We start from the raw sequence: 20102 nt of genomic DNA, 5'->3' as shown, positions 1-20102 counted from the left end.
AACCCTGCGTGTGATTGCCTTTGTTTAACGTCGGCGTAATCCCGGCCTTTCACAGTCGGCCAATTTTCAAGGAGTTTGTGCTTATGTCCGTCACGCTTTCCCGCTGGCTGCCCGGCCTCGTTCTCAGCGCTGCGTTGCCGCTAATGGCGCACGCCGCCACTGAAACCGCCCCCGCCGAAGGGCCGGCCTACGGCCCGGAACTCCAGGGTTTCCAGTATCCCTACACGCTTAAACACTTCGCCTTCGAATCCCAGGGCCAGAAACTGCAAATGGGCTACATGGACATCGCCGCCAATGGCAAGGCCAACGGTCGCACCGTGGTGCTGATGCACGGCAAGAATTTCTGCGCGGCGACCTGGGACAGTTCGATCAAGGCCTTGAGCGATGCCGGTTACCGGGTCATCGCCCCGGACCAGATCGGTTTCTGCACCTCCAGCAAACCTGAGCACTATCAATACAGTTTCCAGCAACTGGCCACCAACACCCAGCAATTGCTCAAAGCGCTGGGCATCCAGAAAGCCACTCTGCTCGGCCACTCCACCGGCGGCATGCTCGCCACCCGTTATGCGCTGCTGTTCCCTGAACAGGTCGATCAACTGGCGATGGTCAACCCGATCGGTCTGGAAGACTGGAAAGCCCTCGGCGTTCCGTATCGCACCGTCGATCAGTGGTACCAGCGCGAGTTGCAGGTCACGGCCAAGGGCATTCGCGACTATGAGCGCACCACTTATTACGATGGCCGCTGGAAGCCCGAATTCGATCGTTGGGTCGACATGCTCGCCGGCCTGAGCAACGGCCCGGGCAAGACCCAGGTCGCATGGAACTCGGCGCTGATCTACGACATGATCTTCACCCAGCCGGTGTACTACGAGTTCAAGGACCTGAAGATGCCGACCCTGCTGCTGATCGGCACGTCCGACACCACTGCAATCGGCAAGGACCTAGCGCCGCCGGAAGTGAAAGCCCGAATCGGCCACTACGAGGTGCTGGGCAAAGAAGTCGCCAAGCTGATTCCACAGTCGACGCTGATTGAATTCCCGGGCATGGGTCATGCGCCGCAAATGGAAGAACCGGAAAAATTCCATCAGGCGCTGCTCGGCTGGCTGGGCAAGACACCTTCGGTACCTTGATGAGGTAAGGCGATGACGATGCAGATTGCAGTGATCGATGACTGGCAGGACGTGGCCCGCGATGTGGTCGACTGGTCAGTGCTCGACGGTATCGGTGAAGTAACCTTCGTGCACGATTACCCGGCCGACAACGCCACGCTGGCCGAGCGCTTGGGCAAGTATCAAGTGATCTGCGTGATGCGCGAACGCACGCGATTCGACGCCGATCTGCTTGGACGCTTGCCTGAATTGAAGTTGCTGGTCACCGGCGGCATGCGCAATGCCGCGCTGGACATGCCTGCCGCAGCAGCGCTGGGCATCAAGGTCTGCGGCACCGACAGCTACAAACACGCCGCGCCGGAGCTGACCTGGGCGCTGATCATGGCGGCCACCCGTGATCTGGTGAAGGAAGCCAACGCCCTGCGCGCCGGCCAGTGGCAACAGGGGCTGGGCGGTGATCTGCATGGCAAGACCCTGGGCATTCTCGGCTTGGGCAGCATTGGCCAGCGGGTCGCGCAGTTCGGTCAGGTGTTCGGCATGCGGGTGATTGCCTGGAGCGAAAACCTCACCGCCGAACGCGCTGAACAGGCCGGCGTGACTTACATCAGCAAGCAGCAACTGTTCGAACAGGCCGACGTGCTGTCGGTGCATCTGGTGCTCAGCGAGCGCAGTCGCGGTCTGGTCGATACCCAGGCGCTGGACTGGATGAAACCGACTGCACTGCTGGTCAACACCGCGCGCGGGCCGATCGTCGATGAATCCGCGCTGATCAAGGCATTGCAGAAACGGCGCATTGCCGGGGCGGCGCTGGATGTATTCGATCAAGAGCCTCTACCGGCCCTGCACCCGTTTCGCACGCTGGACAACGTCCTCGCCACGCCGCATGTGGGCTATGTCAGCCGGCAGAATTATGAGCAGTTTTTCCGGCAGATGATCGAGGATATTCAGGGTTGGGCGGAGGGAGAGCCGCTCCGTCTGTTGAACTGATATCAGCTCCAAGCGCACCCGTGACTCGGCCGACGCCATCGCGAGCAGGCTCACTCCTACAATTTGAAATGCGTTCCCCTGTAGGAGTGAGCCTGCTCGCGATATCGTCCTCACTGCCCAAAGAATCAAACTGACTGCACCAGAACAGTGCAGGCACCCCATCCCCTAGCACAAAATCGTGACCATCCAGTCACCGTTTTAGCCCACTCCAGACGAAAAACATGCCCTTCGTCGGAGCATTCCCTCCGCTAAACCCTCACTTACATCCCGACACAACCGATTGTCGAACAATTTACCCATTTGCCCTTACCCGCTCTAGGATCTGGCCTAGACTGATTTTTCAGTGGTTAAACCACTCGGTCATACCGACGAAAAAAAGTCGAAACTTTTGCTTCACGCCACAGGTCATCAGAACAACTGGGCGAAAGCGACTGGTGTAATCCTTGCAACGGCCTCACCACCCATTCTGCTTGCGCGTGTTGGGTCAGCATTTGCTCACCGATGCGTGGCGCCTTTGCGCCCGGCCACAGGACTTGGCCACGAAACAGCTTGTTCGAGACAAGAATCAGATCACACACGGGAGATACATATGATCAGTGCGGCATTGGATATTCAGGGAGAGCGTGCTCACCAGTCGCTTGGAGAATCGAGCACCGTCAGTGTTCCCGGCAGCCGACAGATCAACGTACCCGGCACCAAAGCGCTTGCTCCGGTAGCAAGCCAGAACCCCAACAAGAAAAAAGTATTGTTCGTCACGTCCGAAATCGCCGATCTGGTCAAGACCGGCGGTCTCGGTGACGTCTCCGCTGCCCTGCCCCGTGCCATGGCTCATCTGCATGACGTGCGTGTGCTGATTCCCGGTTACCCGCAGGTGGTGCACAGCGAAAACCCGATTCACATCATCGGCGAACTGGGTGGCCACGCCGCGCTGCCACCTTGCAAGATCGGGCGCATGGACATGCCCGATGGCCTGGTGATCTACGTGTTGATCTGCCCTGAACTCTATGAGCGTGAAGGTGGCCCATACGGCGCCAACAACGGCCGCGACTGGCCGGACAACCATATTCGCTTCGCCCGTCTGGGTCTGGCCGCTGCCGACATCGCCGCCAACCTCGCACAAATCCACTGGCGCCCGGATCTGGTGCACGCCCACGACTGGCCTGCTGGCCTCGCGCCCGCTTACATGCACTGGCGCGGGCAGCGCACGCCGACCCTGTTCACTATTCACAACCTTGCCTACCAGGGCGTGACCAGCCTCGGTTCCTGCCCGGAGCTTGGGATTCCCGCCCACGCACTGCAACAGGAAGGCATGGAGTTCTACGGCAAGATGTCGTTCCTCAAGGCCGGCATGGCCTATTCGAGCCACATCACCACCGTCAGCGCCACGTATGCCCAGGAAATCACCACCCCGGACTTCGGCTGCGGCCTCGACGGTTTCCTCGCTGCCAAGACTCAGCAAGGTCTGCTCAGCGGCATTCCTAACGGCATTGACGAGAGCTGGGACTCGGCGACTGACCCGCACCTGTTCGCCCCGTTTGCCATCGGCGACTGGGAAGGCAAAGCGGTCAATGCCGCCCACGTCCGTGAGCTGTTTGGCCTGCACGATTCCACCGGTCCACTGTTCGCCGTGGTCTCGCGTCTGGTCTATCAGAAAGGCCTCGACCTCACCGAAGCGGTGTCCGAGTTCATCGTGCAGAACGGTGGCCAGATCGCGATCATCGGTCGCGGCGAGCCGGAAGAAGAACAAGCCATGCGCGAATTGGCCCTGCGTTTCCCAGGCCAGATCGGCGTGCGCATCGGCTTCAATGAAACCGATGCCCGGCGCATGTTCGCCGGGAGCGATTTCCTTCTGATGCCATCGCGTTACGAGCCGTGCGGCCTGAGCCAGATGTACGCCCAGCGTTTCGGCTCGTTGCCGGTCGCGCGCAACACCGGCGGTCTGGCCGACACCATTGAAAACGGCGTCACTGGCTTCCTTTTCGATGAATCCACCGTTGATAGCTATAAAGAAGCCCTGAGCCGCGCGTTCAAGGTCTTCGCCTTCCCGGAACTGCTCAATGCCATGCGTTGCCGGGCCATGGCCGCACCGTTCAACTGGAGCAAAGCAGTTGAACCCTACGCCGAACTTTACGAACAACTGGTCGCCAAGGCGTTGGGTAAAGCCAGCCACAAATAACCAGGGAGTTGCAAAAAATGCCGTCAAGGACCCAAGAAACCTGGCCCCACGGCGCGATCATGCTGGATGCCGAGCACACGCAATTCGCGTTGTGGGCGCCTGACGCGTTCTACGTCAGTGTGGAACTGGAAGATGGAAAATCGTTGCCGATGCTGCCACAGGGCGACGGTTGGTTTGTGATCAAGGCCAGCTGCCCGGCGGGCAGCCGCTACCGGTACTGCATCGATGGCGAGCTGGAGGTGCCGGACCCGGCCTCCAGAGCGCAGGATGGTGACCTTGACCGCCACAGTGTGGTGGTCGACCCGCATGCCTATCAATGGCGGCACACGACCTGGAATGGTCGGCCGTGGAGCGAAGCGGTGATCTATGAGTTGCACGTCGGTGCGCTCGGTGGTTTTGCCGAAGTCGAACAGCACCTCGCGCGGCTGGTGGCACTGGGTATTACCGCGATTGAACTGATGCCGCTGGCGCAATTCCCCGGTGATCGCAACTGGGGCTATGACGGGGTGCTGCCCTATGCGCCTCAAGCCTCCTATGGCACGCCCGAACAACTCAAACACCTGATCGACACCGCTCACGGCCATGGCCTGGCGGTGATTCTCGACGTCGTCTACAACCACTTCGGGCCTGACGGCAACTATCTGCATCGCTACGCCAAGAGCTTTTTCCGCGAGGACAAGCACACGCCCTGGGGTGCAGCGATCGACTTCCGCCGCCCGGAAGTGCGTGAGTTCTTTATTGAAAACGCCTTGATGTGGTTGCTCGAATACCGTTTCGACGGCCTGCGTCTGGACGCGGTGCACGCGATTGAAGACCCGGACTTTCTCAGCGATCTGGCCCGGCGTATTCGCCAGCAGATCGACCCGACCCGCCACGTCTGGCTGACCGTCGAGAACGAACTGAACCAGTCGAGCCTGTTGGAAACCGATTACGACGCGCAATGGAACGATGACGGTCATAACGCCTTGCACGTGCTACTGACCGGTGAAACCGATGCCTATTACGCCGACTATGCCGCGCAACCTACCGAACAACTGGTTCGCTGCCTGAGTCAGGGCTTCGTATTCCAGGGCCACATCACCCGTCATGGCGAACCGCGCGGCGAGCCGAGCGAACATCTGCCCTCCACCGCGTTCGTGCTGTTTTTGCAGAACCATGACCAGATCGGCAATCGCGCTTTTGGCGAGCGTCTGCATCAGCTCGCCGACCCGCGTGCGGTGCAAGCGGCCACCGTGTTGTTGCTGCTGTCGCCAATGATTCCGCTGATCTTCATGGGCGACGAATTCGCCGCCGAGCAACCGTTTCTGTTTTTCACCAGCCACCACGGTGAACTGGCGGAACTGGTGCGTGAAGGCCGGCGCAACGAATTCGCCGCGTTCAGCGCGTTTACCGATCCGCACAGGCGCGAGCAGATCCCCGATCCGAATGCCGAGAACACCTTCCACGCCTCGCAGCCGCGACTGGTCGGCAGCGGCACACCGTTACAACAGCAGACCCAGGAGCTTTACCGGCAACTGCTGAAGTTGCGTCACCAGTACATCATTCCAAATCTCTCCGGGACCCAGGCGCTGGGTGCGCAAATGCTCGGCTACGGCGCGGTCAGCGCACGCTGGCGGCTGGGCGATGGCAGTGAGCTGCGAATTGACCTGAACCTCAGTGATACGCCAGTGGTCAACCCTGCACAGACCGATGCCGAGTGGCTGTTTCAACAGCCAGCCGCCATCGAACTGTCGGACCCGAACCAACTGCCGGCGTACACCGCGCTCGTCAGCCTCACGGCCGCACCCCCTTTGCACCCCCTGAACGGAGAGCGCCTATGAGCGATGCGCAACTGGAAATACTCGCCAGCCGAGCCGGCCTCGCCGTCGACTGGATCGACGCCAACGGGCGTCAACAGAAAGTCGCTCCTGCTGTGCTGCGCAACGTCCTGATCGGACTCGGCCACCCGGCCAGCACCGCGCAAGAAATCGATGCCAGCCTGCTGGAACTGCAAGAGGTCCAGCAGGACCGTCATTTGCCGCCCCTGTTGACTTGCGACGTTGGCGTTGCCTTGAATCTGAGTCGCTATTTCTCACCGGAGACGCCCTGCGAGATTCATCTTGAAGATGGCTCGCAGATGAACCTCAAGCTGGATAACGAAGCGATGCTGCCCGGTCTGATTCCGGTCGGTTACCAGCAAGTGCACATCGGCGATCAGTATTTCACCCTGGCCGTGGCGCCCGAGCGTTGCTTCAGCGTCGGCGATGCCGTCGATAGTCCTATCCCCCGCGCCTGGGGTCTGAGCGCGCAGTTGTATGCCTTGCGTCGTCCCGGCGATGGTGGTTTCGGCGACACGCAGGCACTGGAAGAACTGGTGCGTGTGGCCGGCGAACGTGGTGCCGATGCCCTGGCGATCAGCCCGATGCACGCGATGTTCAGCGCCGACACTGGCCGCTACAGCCCCTACTCGCCCTCCAGCCGCTTGTTTCTCAATTCACTGTACGCCGCGCCGGGGAGCATTCTCGGCGAACGCGCCTTGCGTGACGCGATCGACGCCAGCGGCCTGGCCGCGCAGTTCGAGCAGCTGGAAAATCTCAAGCTGATCGACTGGCCCGCTGCCGCCGAAGCCAAGCAGAAACTGCTGCAAGCCTTGTATGACGGTTTCGTCGCTGGTGAGCATCCGCTGCACGCCGACTTCGCCAGTTTTCGCCACGCCGGCGGCGAAGCGCTGGAAAACCATTGCCGCTTCGAAGCGATTCAGGAAATGCGCGCCGCCCGTGGCGAAAGTCTCGACTGGCGCGAATGGCCGGAGCACTGGCACGACCCGCGCGGCTCTGCGTTGGCAGCTTTCGCCGAGGAGTACGCCGAGCGCATCGGCTATTTCGCGTTCTGCCAATGGCTGATCCATCGTTGTCTGGAGCGCGCGCAAACCGCCGCGCGCAGTGCCGGCATGGGCATCGGCCTGATCGCCGACCTCGCTGTCGGTGCTGACGGCGCTGGCAGTCAGGCCTGGAGTTTTCAGGACGAACTGCTCGCCTCGCTGACCGTGGGGGCGCCGCCGGACATCCTCAATCGCAGCGGCCAGGGTTGGGGCATTTCCGCGTTTTCGCCCGAAGGCCTGATCCGTAACGGTTTCCGCGCCTTCATCGACATGCTGCGCGCCAACTTCGCCCACGCCGGAGGTTTGCGCATCGACCATGTCATGGGACTGCAACGTCTGTGGGTGATCCCCAACGGCGCGCATCCGGCCGACGGTGCCTATCTGTATTACCCGTTCGACGACATGCTGCGCCTGCTGACTCTCGAGTCGCATCGTCATCAGGCCATCGTGCTCGGCGAAGACCTCGGCACCGTGCCGGAAGGCCTGCGGGAAAAACTCGCCGCACGTTCGATTCTCGGCATGCGCGTGCTGTTGTTCGAACAGGACAACACTCGCTTCAAACCGATCCTCGACTGGCCGGATGACGCGCTGGCCACCACCAGCACCCATGACCTGCCGACGCTCAACGGCTGGTGGCATGGTCGCGATATCGACTGGAATGCGCGCCTCGGACTGGTCGATGCCAACGGCGAAATCGACTGGCGCCGGCATCGCGAGCGCGAACGCGAAGGCCTGCGCGATGCGCTGCGCCAGGACCCGCAGAATTTCCGCGAAGAGTCCCACGAAGCCGATCAAGTGGTCGACGCCAGCGTGCGTTTTCTCGGCCACACCCGCGCGCCACTGGTGCTGTTGCCGCTGGAAGATGCCCTGGGGATCGATGAACAGGCGAATCTGCCCGGCACTACCGATTCACACCCGAACTGGTCGCGACGCTTGCCCGGTCCCAGCGAAGCGTTGCTGGACGGCCCCGATGCCGCCCGCCGCCTGGAACTGCTGGCCTGCGCGCGCCTTCAAGCCACTGAGCGTGACCAATGAATCAACAGCAAATCCAGCCACTGCGCGCCACCTTGCGCCTGCAATTTCACAAAGGATTTACCCTCGAACAAGCGGTGCCACTGGTGCCGTACTTCGCCCGACTCGGCATCAGCCATATCTACGCTTCGCCGCTGCTGGCGGCGCGAGCCGGTTCGATGCACGGCTACGACGTGGTCGACCCGACCCAGGTCAACCCTGAGCTGGGCGGCGAGCCGGCATTGCGCCGGTTGGTCAGCACCCTGCGTGAGCACAACATGGGGCTGATCCTCGACATCGTTTCCAACCACATGGCCGTGGGTGGCAACGACAATCCGTGGTGGCTCGACTTGCTGGAATGGGGACGCCTGAGCCCGTACGGCGAATTCTTCGACATCCAGTGGCACTCGCCGGATCCGTTGATGGAGGGCCAGTTGCTGTTGCCGTTCCTCGGTAGCGACTACGGCGTGGCGTTACAGGACGGCACGCTCAAGCTCAAATTCAACCCGCAGGCCGGCAGTTTCTACGTCGAGCATTACGACCATCACTTCCCGATCTGCCCAAACAATTATGGCGAGTTGCTCAAATCCGACGACACGCTCAAGTCCCTGGCCGATCGCTTCAGTACGCTCAGTTACCAGACCGATGCCCACTCACTGGCGATCCCGCTGAAGCAGGAGCTGCGCGAGCTGGCAAGCGATCCGCGTGTTCTGGCCACCATCGAAAGCAACCTCGCTCAGTACGATTCCACCCGCGAAGAAGGCTTCCAGAAGCTTCACGAACTGCTTGAACGGCAAAGCTATCGCCTCGCCAGTTGGCGCACGGCGGCAGACGACATCAACTGGCGGCGTTTCTTCGACATCAATGAACTTGGCGGCCTGCGCGTCGAGCGTCCGGCGGTGTTCGAAGCGACCCACGGCAAAATCTTCCAATTGGTTGAAGAAGGTCTGGTCGACGGCTTGCGCATCGACCACATCGACGGCCTCGCCGACCCGCGCGGCTATTGCCGCAAATTGCGTCGGCGCCTTGATCATCTGGCACCGGGACGTCATCTGCCCATCTATGTCGAGAAGATCCTCGGCGAGGGCGAAACCCTGCGCCGGGACTGGAGCGTTGACGGCACCACCGGTTACGAGTTCATGAATCAGCTGTCGCTGCTGCAACATGACCCTGACGGCGAACATGTACTCGGCGAACTCTGGCAGCGCCGCACCGAGCGCCCCGCCGCGTTCATCGAAGAAGCGCAACTGGCCCGTCAGCAGATCCTCAACGGTTCGCTGGCCAGCGATTTCGAAAGTGTCGCCCAGGCGCTGCATCAGGTCGCCCGTGATGACTTGATGACTCGCGATCTGACCCTGGGCGCGATCCGCCGCGTGCTACACGCACTGATCGTGCACTTCCCGGTTTACCGCACCTACATCAGCGCCCTCGGCCGCTCGGAACAGGACGAAGCGATTTTCCAGCACGCCATGGAGGGTGCGCGGCAGACCCTCAGCGAGGCCGACTGGCCGGTGCTCGATTCAGTCGCCAGTTGGCTTGGCGGCACGCCGTGGCGGCGTAAGCCGCGCGGACGGTCGCGCAAGATCCTCAAGCATGCCTGCGTGCGCTTCCAGCAGTTGACCTCGCCGGCAGCGGCCAAGGCCGTGGAAGACACCGCGCTGTATCGCTCGGCGGTGCTGCTGTCGCGCAATGACGTCGGCTACAACACCGAGCAATTCAGCGCGCCGGTCAGCGAGTTCCATGAAGTGAATCAGCAGCGCATGGCGGAGTTTCCCGACAACCTGCTGGCCACCGCCACTCACGACCACAAGCGCGGCGAAGACACTCGCGCGCGGCTCGCCGTGCTCAGCGAACGCAGCCATTGGTACGCCGATCAGGTCGAACTGTGGCGCGCCCTCGCCCGTCCGGTACGTATTGAAGATGACGCGCCGTCCGCGGGCGACGAACTGATTCTCTATCAGGCATTGCTCGGCAGCTGGCCGCTGGATCTGCAGGACGATGACAAGGCAGGTTTTGCCGAGTACGCCAAGCGCATCTGGCAATGGCAACAAAAGGCTCTGCGCGAAGCCAAGTTGCAAAGCAGCTGGAGCGCGCCGAACGAAGCCTATGAAAACGCCGCGCAAGCCTTCACGGAAAAACTGCTGACCGGCGACGAAGGCGAGTTGCTGCGCGCGGCGCTGAGCAAGACGGTCAACAGCATCGCCGCTGCCGGCGCGCTCAACGGGCTGGCGCAAACCTTGCTGCGCATGACCGTACCGGGGGTACCGGATCTGTATCAGGGCAACGAGTACTGGGATTTCAGTCTGGTCGATCCGGACAACCGTCGGCCGGTGGATTACGCCGCCCGTGAGCAGTCTTTGCAGGCATCAGTGCCGAATGCGCAACTGCTGAAAGAGTGGCGCGACGGACGCGTCAAGCAAGCCCTGATCGGCGAAGTACTGAACCTGCGCAGGGACCACAGCGAGCTGTTCCGCCGTGGCGACTACCAGCCACTGCAAGTGCTGGGCAGTCAGGCGCACAACGTGCTGGCGTTCGCGCGTGAGCACGAGGGCGTGCGGGCCATTGTAGTGGTGCCGGTGCGCTGCGCGACGTTGCTGGAAAACAGTGCCATCCCGCAGGTCGATGCGCTGCGCTGGGGCGATACGCGGGTGGTTTTACCGTCTGCCGCTCCGGATGCAAACCTGAAGGGACTTTTTGCCAGCAGCGTAGTCACACAAAACAGGGAGCTGAATGTCAGCGAAGCGCTGGGGGATGTCCCGGTCAATCTCTTTATCCAACACTTAACACAAGCATGAGTTCAGTTCAGGAGCATTGCGATGAGCACCGACGATAAACGCATTCGCGAATTCGCCTATCAGATCTGGGAGTCGGAAGGTAAGCCTGAAGGCCAGGAAGAACGTCATTGGGAGATGGCGCGCAAACTGGCCGAGGCCGAGGCGCTTGCACCGAAGAAGCCACCGAAAGCGGCTGGCAGCAAGGTTGCCGGCAAGACCCCAGCGGCGAAGAACACCGAGGCCAAAGCGCTCGACGGCAAAACGCCGGCTACCGCCAAAGCCAAACCAGCGGCGAAAGCCAAGCCTGCGGCGACGCCCAAGGTAGTCCCGCCGGGCGAAAAGGCTGCGGAGAAAAAGCCGCGAGTTGCGAAGAAGCCTCCGGCGAACTGACCTAGACCCGATTATTGAACTGAACAACTGTGTGGCGAGCTTGCTCGCCATAAGGGGTCTTTGCGCCCCGAAAAAAGCCCCTTTGGGGAAACACAACACATAACCCTGTAGGAGTGAGCCTGCTCGCGATTGCGGTATGTCTGTCGACATCCATGTTGAATCCGAAATAGCAATCGCGAGCAGGCTCACCCCTACAGGGGAACGTAGCCCACCAGAATTCCCGTTTTTTTGCAGGAGCAATCATGACCCGTCCAAAGAAAGCCGAACCCGTTGCGCACGCCGAGCCGTCGAGAATCCGTGAAGGCCTGCCCTTCCCGCTCGGTGCGACCTGGGATGGTCTGGGGGTGAACTTTGCTCTGTTTTCCGCCAACGCCACCAAGGTCGAGCTGTGCATTTTTGACGACGCCGGCGAAGTCGAACTCGAGCGCATCGAGCTGCCGGAATACACCGATGAGATCTATCACGGCTACCTGCCGGACGCGCATCCTGGGCTGATCTATGGCTACCGCGTCTACGGGCCGTATGACCCGGCCAACGGCCATCGCTTCAACCACAACAAGCTGCTGATCGACCCGTATGCCAAGCAGTTGGTGGGTGAGCTGAAATGGTCCGAAGCGCTGTTCGGCTACACCATCGGCCACCCCGACGCCGACCTCAGTTTCGACGAACGCGACAGCGCGCCATTCGTGCCCAAGTGCAAGGTCATCGACCCGGCGCACACCTGGGGCAACGACCACCGGGTCAGCGTGCCGTGGGACAAGACCATCATTTATGAAACCCACGTGCGCGGCATCAGCATGCGTCACCCGTCGGTACCGGAAAACCTGCGCGGCACTTTCGGCGGCCTGATGGTCGACGACGTGCTCGAGCACATCCGCAAACTTGGCGTGTCCTCCGTCGAGCTGCTGCCGATCCATGCCTTCGTCAACGATCAGCACCTGCTGCAAAAAGGCATGACGAACTATTGGGGCTACAACAGCATCGCGTTCTTCGCTCCGGACCCACGCTATCTGGCCAGTGGCAAGATCGCCGAATTCAAGGAGATGGTCGCGCATCTGCACGATGCCAACCTCGAGGTCATTCTCGACGTGGTCTACAACCACACGGCCGAAGGCAACGAGCAAGGCCCGACCCTGTCGATGCGCGGTATCGACAACGCCTCGTACTACCGCTTGATGCCGGATGACAAGCGCTACTACATCAACGACTCCGGCACCGGTAACACCCTGGACTTGAGTCACCCGTGCGTACTGCAAATGGTCACCGACTCCCTGCGCTATTGGGCCAGTGAGATGCACGTCGACGGTTTCCGCTTCGACTTGGCGACCATTCTCGGCCGTTACCACGATGGCTTCGACGAACGCCACAGCTTCCTCGTCGCCTGCCGTCAGGACCCGGTGTTGCGTCAGGTGAAGATGATCGCCGAGCCGTGGGACTGCGGCCCCGGCGGCTATCAGGTGGGCAACTTCCCGCCGGGCTGGGTCGAATGGAACGACAAGTTCCGTGACACCGTGCGCGCCTTCTGGAAGGGTGACGACGCTCAGCTCGCTGATTTCGCCAGCCGTATGACGGCCTCGGGCGAGATGTTCAACCAGCGCGGGCGCCGGCCGTATTCGTCGGTGAACTTCATCACTGCCCACGACGGTTTCACCCTCAACGATCTGGTCTCGTACAACGACAAGCACAACGAAGCCAACGACGAGAACAATCAGGACGGCAGCAACAACAACCTGTCGTGGAACCACGGCGTCGAAGGCCCGACCGACGACCCGGAAATCAATGCGCTGCGCCACCGGCAGATGCGCAACTTCTTCGCCACCCTGCTGCTCGCTCAGGGCACGCCGATGATCGTTGCCGGTGACGAGTTCGCGCGTACCCAGGACGGCAACAACAACGCCTATTGCCAGGACAGCGAGATCGGCTGGGTCAACTGGGATCTGAGCGAGGACGGCAAGGCCCTGCTCAAGTTCGTCAAGCGCCTGATCAAGCTGCGCCTGACTTATCCGATCCTGCGTCGCGGCCGCTTCCTGGTCGGCGAATACAACGAAGACATCGGCGTCAAGGACGTCACCTGGCTGGCACCGGACGCCACCGAGATGACCACCGAGCACTGGCACGACGCGCACAATCGCTGCCTCGGCATGCTCCTCGATGGCCGCGCGCAGGAAACCGGGATTCGTCGCAAGGGCGCTGATGCGACCCTGTTGCTGGTGGTCAACGCGCATCACGACATCGTCAACTTCACACTGCCGGAAGTACCGGACGGCGGCTTCTGGACCTGCATGATCGACACCAATCAACCGTCGATTCGCGGCCAGGAACGTTTCGACTTCGGCCATGAATATTCGGTAACCGGGCGTTCGTTGCTGTTGTTCGAACTGCAACGTGACGAAGAAGATTGATATGGACTTTCAACATTATCTGGCCCGCCGTCCGCCAGATTACGCCGACACCAACGCCCTCGGCCGTTGCCTGAGGGCGATGGTCGAGGCCGGCCTCGACCGCTTGCCGTTACCCGGCAGCGGTCACACGCTGGAGCGTTTTCAGCGTCTGTCGGAAGTGGGCGGACACGATCTGGGGCTGTGCAAACTTTACGAGGGTCATACCGACGCGCTGGCGATCATCGAGCAATTGGGCGGTACGCCAACGCCCGGCAGCACGTGGGGAATGTGGGCTGCCGAACCGCCGCAAGCGCGGGTGAGAGTCACGCCGGCCGGGCATATGGTCACGCTGAACGGGCGCAAGGCCTGGTGTTCTGGTGCGGCGGTGCTTAGTCACGCCTTGCTCACTGCGTGGGACGCTGATGATCAACAGCAACTGGTTGCAGTCGCGCTCGATCAACCGGGCGTGACCATCACCGATCAAGGCTGGCAAGCCGTGGGCATGGCAGCCACCGGCAGCGTCGAAGTGCTGTTCGACAACGCCGAAGCGCAGGCCATCGGCAATCCCGGTGATTACCTGCAACGGCCGGGTTTCTGGCAAGGCGGCATCGGCATCGCCGCGTGCTGGTATGGCGCATCGCGACGGATTGCCGAAGCGCTGCGCCAGCATTGCGCGCAACGCGATGAACCCCATGCCCTCGCCCACCTCGGCGCCACTGACACAGCACTGCAAGCGGCTGCCGATGTGTTGCGCTTCAGCGCGCTGCAAATCGATGCGCAACCCGAGGCCGACGCTGAATTGCTCGCTCGTCGCGCCCGCGCCGTGGTCGAACAGTCTGCCGAACAGGTGATGCGCGAAGTCGGCCGGGCGCTGGGTGCCGGGCCGTTTTGTCAGGATCGGCATTTTGCGCGATTGAGTGCGGACTTGCCGGTGTTCCTGCGCCAGAGTCACGCCGAACGCGACCTTGCTGCGCTGGGCCAGCAGATTGCCGGTCAATCCCGCGAGGTCTGGGCGTTATGAAGGACAACCCGATCGTCGGCCAGGGCACTTCGCTGCAGCAATGGCAGGGTTCGCGGCGCCTGGCCGAGTTGCCCGCCATCGACATCCTTGACCTCGTACCGCTGGGATCGCGGGCGGTGATCGTCGCACCGCATCCGGATGACGAAGTCCTCGGTTGCGGCGGCATCATGCAGTTGCTGGCGGCAGCCGGACGTCCTTTGCAGTTGATCTCAGTCACCGATGGCAGCGCCAGTCACCCCGGCTCGCAACGCTGGCCGGTCGAGCGTTTGAGCGTGGTGCGTCCGCAGGAATCGGCCGAAGCCCTGCGTCGCCTCGGTTTGCCGATGCACAGTCTGAAATGGCTGCGCGGCGGTTTTACCGACACCCAAGTGGCGGCTCAGGAAACCGGGTTGAGCGACTTCATCGCCAGTTATCTGCATGCCAGTGACGTGGTCTTCACCACCTGGCGCGAGGATGGCCATAGCGATCACGAGGCCGTCGGTCGCGCCAGTGTCGAAGCGGCGCGCCGCGTCGGGGCTGCCTGTCATGAACTGCCGGTCTGGACGTGGCACTGGGCGACCCCGGAGGACGCATCGGTGCCTTGGGATCGGGCGCGCAAGATTCTGCTGTCACCGACGCACATCGCCCGTAAACGCCACGCAGCGCATGCATTCGCCAGCCAGTTGGAAGGTGATCGCGACGTCGGACTCGGGCCAGTGCTCGCGCCTTATGTGCTCGATCGTTTGTTGCAACCTTTTGAAGTGGTGTTCCTGTGAGCGTCGATGACCGCTATTTCGATGGACTGTTCGCCGGCAATGACGACCCTTGGGCATTCCGCCAGCGCTGGTACGAGCAGCGCAAACGCGCGATCACCCTCGCCGCCCTGCCCCGTCCGCGCTACCGGGCGGTGTTCGAACCAGGTTGCGCCAATGGCGAACTGAGTGCGGAACTGGCACCGCGTTGCGACCGCCTGCTGTGCTGCGACACCGCAAGCGCGGCAGTGAAGCTCGCGCGTACTCGCTTGAGTGTCTTCGAGCATGCCGAAGTCCGCCAGGGCCGTCTTCCGGGGGACTGGCCGGAGGAAAAATTCGACCTGATTGTATTTAGCGAAATCGGCTACTACCTCGATGAGAACGATCTGACAGAAGTGACCCGCCGCATCAGTGAATCGCTGACGGCCGACGGCCAATTGCTGGCCTGCCACTGGCGCCCGCCGATTGATGGCTGCCCGCTGAATGCGCGTCAGGTACACGATCAGATCCACGATCAATTGGCATTGCCGCGTCTGGTACTGCATCAGGAAGCGGATTTCATTCTCGAACTGTGGAGCCGCGAGCCACGCTCGGTGGCGGCGCTGGAGGGCTTGCGTTGATCGGTATTGTGATTCCCGCGCACAACGAAGAGGCGCTGCTCGATGAATGTCTGCGCGCCGCCCTGCGTGCCAGTGAGCATGCGCAATTGGCCGGCGAGCCAGTGGAAATTCTCGTGGTGCTCGACAGTTGCAGCGACAACTCGGCACGGATCGTCAGCGCCTATCCGGTGCTGAGCCTGCAGATCGAAGCACGCAACGTTGGCGAAGCCCGCGCCGCCGGTGCCCGCCTGTTGCTGGAGCGCGGTGCACGCTGGATCGCCTGCACCGATGCCGACAGCCGCGTCGCCGATGACTGGCTGGCGGCGCAACTGGGCCTGGAAGCAGACGCCGTGTGCGGCACAGTGACTGTCGAGCACTGGCACGAATCCATCGATGAAGCGGCGCAGATTCGCTATCACCGTCACTACCAGGCCCGCGATGGCCATCGGCATATTCACGGCGCCAACCTCGGCGTCAGTGCCGAGGCTTATCGCCTGGCCGGCGGTTTCAAACCGCTGACCTGTGATGAGGACGTGCAACTGGTGCGTGCGCTGGAGCGCAGCGGTGCCAATATCGCCTGGAGTCACCGCCCACAGGTGCACACCAGCGCCCGTCTCGACAGTCGGGCCAAGGGCGGATTCGGTGACTTTCTGCGCAATCTGGCACAGCTGGAATAAAAAAATACGGTTCAGATTGATCTGTGACGCGACGAATCCGCTGTCTTGAGCAATACTCTGCCTCGCAGTAATCCAAGGGTTGGAGCACTGCACCGTTGCTATTCTTTTGCCTTCACGGGCCGCGACCAGCATTGGCTGCTCACGACTGAGGGCGAGACACTACAAGGACGTCGCACTCATGAAACCGTCATTGCTCAACGAACACGGGCTGCCAGCACAGATCTGGAACAGCGCGCCGCAACTCGACAATATTCCCGTCATCAATACCCACAGTCTGGTACCCGCCGGTGCCCGCGCCGTGGTCATCGCCCCGCATCCGGGTGATGAAGTCGTCACCTGCGGCGGTTTGCTGCAGTTACTCTCCAGTCTTGGCCACCCGCTGCAATTGCTCTCCATCACCGACGGCAGCGCCAGCCACCCCGGCTCGCGGCAATGGTCGGAACAACGCCTGAGCGTCTTCCGCCCGCAGGAAAGCGTCGAAGCCCTGCGCCGCCTCGGTTTGCCGATGCACAGCCTGAAGTGGGTGCGTGGCGGATTTACCGACAACGCGCTGAGTGATCAGCAAAGCCAACTGACTGAATTCATCGGCCGCTACCTGCGGCCGGGCGACGTGGTGTTCAGCACCTGGCGCGAGGATGGTCCGGCGGATCATGAGGTGGTTGGCCGGGCCAGTTTCGACGCGGCACTTAAAGCCGGGGCGACCTATCACGACGTGCCGGTGTGGGCCTGGCACTGGCCGGAGCGCGAGCAGCGCATGATCCCGTGGGAGCGTGCGCGCAAGCTGCGCCTCGACACCTGGACCGTGGCGCGCAAGAGCCATGCCACTCACGCCTATGCCAGCCAGCTCAAGGGCGAACCGGCCATCGGCATCGCCCCGCTGCTGCCGCCGGTGCTGCTGGAGCGGATGCGCTTGCCGTATGAAATCGTCTTTGTCTAGACACCACATCCCCCCTGTAGGAGTGAGCCTGCTCGCGATAGCAATATGTCAGTTGATGCAGGGTTGACTGACACTGCGCCATCGCGAGCAGGCTCACTCCTACATAGCCTGGCGTCGCTCAGAAAACGGAACTGCCACCCCCTCAAACCAGTCGCATGAACAGGCATGGCCCAATTCAGAGGAGTGAACGTGTCCAGCGATCCCAAGCGTCAAGCGGTCGACGCGCCAGTCATTCATCGCCTGCGGGTACTCACGGTCAACACCCACAAAGGCTTCACCGCATTGAATAGGCGGTTCGTCCTCCCGGAGCTGCGCGAAGCGATGCGCAGCACCTCGGCGGACCTGGTGTTTCTGCAGGAAGTGGTGGGTGAACACGAACGTCATTCGAGTCGCTACAACGACTGGCCGCAGACCTCGCAATACGAATTCCTCGCCGACAGCATGTGGAGCGATTTTGCCTACGGGCGCAACGCCGTTTACCCCGACGGTCATCACGGCAACGCGCTGCTGTCGAAATACCCGATCCGCGAATACCGCAATCTCGATGTCTCGATTACCGGCCCGGAACGTCGCGGGTTGTTGCACTGCATCCTCGATGTGCCCGGGCATGCCGAGGTGCATGCGATCTGTGTGCATTTGAGCTTGCTGGAAAGCCATCGGCAGTTGCAGTTGCAGCTGCTTTGCCAGTTGCTCGAATCACTGCCGGACGACGCGCCGGTGATCATTGCCGGCGATTTCAATGACTGGCAGTTGCAGGGCAACGCTGCCCTCGCCCGTCGCGACTATTTGCACGAAGCCTTCGAGCGTCATCATGGGCGTCCGGCGAAAACCTATCCTGCACGTTTTCCACTGCTGCGCCTGGACCGGATTTATCTGCGCAATGCCATCAGCCATGATCCAAGGATTCTCGGCAACAAACCATGGACGCATCTCTCGGATCACCTTCCTCTGGCGGTTGAAGTGCATCTTTAGGTGCATTTTTGACAGCAGGAAACTGACAGTTCCTTCCGGCTATCCCCGGTCGGGATGACCTTTCGTCGGCGGCAGAAAACCGTCAGCCGACCACTTCGCAAGCGTTTTTCCATGCAAACAATCACTTAGTTATGTGCAGAAAAACAAACGCTTGCGAAGGCTGATTTATGCACGCCATTCATCGTGCATTTTCTTGACGCGCAGGCGTCACTCTTCTTATCTCTACCTTACTACCCCCGGAATCACTACTGGGGCTGACCTTCCGGCACTCGCGAAATCGAGCAGCCGCGGTTCGCTCCGCTCTATTCGGTCGCCCCTCGTTCGGGGTAGGAGAGACGCCAAACTCGAGATGACGCATGCGCTTGCAAGGTAGACCCCCATGAAAACTTCACTGACCCCACACGAATTGAAAATCACCTTTTGCACAGTGTCAGGTTCGCTGTTGCTGTGCTCATCCATGGAGGCGCATGCGGGATCTGCGGCGGATGAAACCACGTGGTATCGCGCCGATATGCCTGTGATGACGTTGCCGGTAACCGTGATAACGCCCGGACCACTGCCGTTGCGTCAGCAGAGTTCACGCCTGATCACCGAAGATCTCGCGCCCTCCGCGTGGGATGAGCTGTACGGCAGAAGCGCTCGCCGCGCGCAGACCGATGCGCTGGCCTCTGGCTACGCGATGCCCGGCGGCGAGTTCAAAGGTCCGGCGGTGATCACCTTGAAAAGCGCCAATGGCGCGACCCAGACCTTGGGTCTGATCGGCGGTGACGATCAGATTCAACTGAGTGCCGGTGGTGCATTGAACCGCCGCGCCCTCGCGGACCGCAGCACTGACAGCCTGAGCCTGCAAGGTCAGAGCCTGGGCGCCTATTACAGTCTTGTGGGCGCGCAGGGTTGGCACGTCGACCTGTCGGCCAGCGGCGGTCGGGTCAGCGGTTTCAGTCGTACCGCGCAAGGAAATCGCCAGGCCGCCGAAGGCAGTGCGATGACGTTTTCGGTCGAGGGTGGCTATCCGATTGGTTTGAGTGAGAACTGGGTGGTAGAACCGCAGGCGCAATTGATCAACCAACGCATCAGCCTCGATGCTCCGTATGCAGGCGCGGGCAATGCCTCTTCGACCGACCTGACCGCGTGGAGTGGCCGCGTCGGTGCGCGGTTGAAAGGCAGTTATGACTTGAATGGCTTACCGGTGGAGCCGTATGTGCGCACCAACCTTTGGCACACGGTGTACACCGGCAGCACGGTGACGCTGGATCAGGTCGACAAGATCAGCAGCAGCCGCAAATCATCAACAGTGGAATTGGGCTTGGGGCTGGTGGCGCGGGTCACACCGGCAGTAAGCCTGTACATGAGCGCCGATTACAGCAGCGATGTGGATGACAATGACCTGAACGGCATCATCGGCAGCCTTGGGGTGCGGATGCGCTGGTGATCTGCTGAACGCTGAAAAACGTTGTGGGAGCGAGCCTGCTCGCGG

Annotated in this window: 15 protein-coding genes; all 15 read left to right on the top strand. The window is 61.5% G+C overall.

The window, feature by feature from the left end; translation table 11 throughout:
• Positions 1–83 precede the first annotated feature (83 nt).
• The 15 genes from LIS66_RS13145 to LIS66_RS13075 all read left to right on the top strand — a co-directional run bounded on the left by LIS66_RS13145 (position 84) and on the right by LIS66_RS13075 (position 20057).
• Complete coding sequence (locus LIS66_RS13145) at positions 84–1130, top strand: alpha/beta fold hydrolase (RefSeq protein WP_227974471.1); 1047 nt, start codon at positions 84–86, stop codon at positions 1128–1130.
• Positions 1131–1142: 12 nt separating this feature from the next.
• Positions 1143–2096 carry a D-2-hydroxyacid dehydrogenase family protein gene (locus tag LIS66_RS13140; RefSeq protein WP_227974470.1) on the top strand — a complete coding sequence of 318 codons (954 nt, stop codon included), beginning with the start codon at positions 1143–1145 and terminating at the stop codon, positions 2094–2096.
• Positions 2097–2685: 589 nt separating this feature from the next.
• A complete protein-coding gene (gene glgA, locus LIS66_RS13135; protein WP_042609874.1) occupies positions 2686–4272 on the top strand; it encodes a glycogen synthase GlgA in 1587 nt (528 codons plus the stop codon).
• A 17-nt stretch (positions 4273–4289) separates the two neighbouring features.
• Positions 4290–6092, top strand: a complete 1803-nt coding sequence (treZ, locus tag LIS66_RS13130; RefSeq protein ID WP_227974469.1) for a malto-oligosyltrehalose trehalohydrolase — start codon at positions 4290–4292, stop codon at positions 6090–6092.
• On the top strand, positions 6089–8167 hold the full coding sequence (gene malQ / locus LIS66_RS13125; protein WP_042609872.1) for a 4-alpha-glucanotransferase: 2079 nt from the start codon (positions 6089–6091) through the stop codon (positions 8165–8167). The genes treZ and malQ overlap by 4 nt, the downstream gene beginning before the upstream one ends.
• The gene (locus LIS66_RS13120; RefSeq protein ID WP_227974468.1) at positions 8164–10938 is read left to right on the top strand and encodes a malto-oligosyltrehalose synthase; all 2775 of its coding nucleotides are present in this window, start codon (positions 8164–8166) and stop codon (positions 10936–10938) included. Before malQ ends, LIS66_RS13120 begins: the two co-directional genes overlap by 4 nt.
• A 21-nt stretch (positions 10939–10959) precedes the next feature.
• Complete coding sequence (locus LIS66_RS13115; RefSeq protein WP_227974467.1) at positions 10960–11307, top strand: DUF2934 domain-containing protein; 348 nt, start codon at positions 10960–10962, stop codon at positions 11305–11307.
• 242 nt (positions 11308–11549) lie between these two features.
• Positions 11550–13709, top strand: coding sequence for a glycogen debranching protein GlgX (glgX, locus tag LIS66_RS13110; RefSeq protein WP_042609869.1), 2160 nt, complete (start codon positions 11550–11552; stop codon positions 13707–13709).
• 1 nt (position 13710) lies between these two features.
• Positions 13711–14709 carry an acyl-CoA dehydrogenase family protein gene (locus LIS66_RS13105; protein WP_042609868.1) on the top strand — a complete coding sequence of 333 codons (999 nt, stop codon included), beginning with the start codon at positions 13711–13713 and terminating at the stop codon, positions 14707–14709.
• On the top strand, positions 14706–15464 hold the full coding sequence (locus LIS66_RS13100; RefSeq protein ID WP_042609867.1) for a PIG-L deacetylase family protein: 759 nt from the start codon (positions 14706–14708) through the stop codon (positions 15462–15464). The genes LIS66_RS13105 and LIS66_RS13100 overlap by 4 nt, the downstream gene beginning before the upstream one ends.
• On the top strand, positions 15461–16060 hold the full coding sequence (locus LIS66_RS13095; protein WP_227974466.1) for an SAM-dependent methyltransferase: 600 nt from the start codon (positions 15461–15463) through the stop codon (positions 16058–16060). The genes LIS66_RS13100 and LIS66_RS13095 overlap by 4 nt, the downstream gene beginning before the upstream one ends.
• Positions 16057–16716 (top strand): glycosyltransferase, encoded by a 660-nt coding sequence (locus tag LIS66_RS13090; protein WP_227974465.1) that lies wholly within the window; start codon positions 16057–16059, stop codon positions 16714–16716. The genes LIS66_RS13095 and LIS66_RS13090 overlap by 4 nt, the downstream gene beginning before the upstream one ends.
• 178 nt (positions 16717–16894) lie before the next feature.
• Positions 16895–17653, top strand: coding sequence for a PIG-L deacetylase family protein (locus LIS66_RS13085; protein ID WP_042609864.1), 759 nt, complete (start codon positions 16895–16897; stop codon positions 17651–17653).
• 189 nt (positions 17654–17842) lie between these two features.
• Complete coding sequence (locus LIS66_RS13080) at positions 17843–18625, top strand: endonuclease/exonuclease/phosphatase family protein (protein WP_042609863.1); 783 nt, start codon at positions 17843–17845, stop codon at positions 18623–18625.
• Between the two features lie 379 nt (positions 18626–19004).
• Complete coding sequence (locus tag LIS66_RS13075; protein ID WP_042609862.1) at positions 19005–20057, top strand: autotransporter outer membrane beta-barrel domain-containing protein; 1053 nt, start codon at positions 19005–19007, stop codon at positions 20055–20057.
• The last annotated feature ends 45 nt before the right edge of the window (positions 20058–20102 follow it).

The sequence above is a fragment of the Pseudomonas sp. HN2 genome (genome assembly GCF_020736465.1).
Classification (GTDB): domain Bacteria; phylum Pseudomonadota; class Gammaproteobacteria; order Pseudomonadales; family Pseudomonadaceae; genus Aquipseudomonas; species Aquipseudomonas moraviensis_A.
The sequence above is the reverse complement of the archived record's forward strand: the minus strand, read 5'-3'. Positions and strand labels throughout refer to the sequence as shown.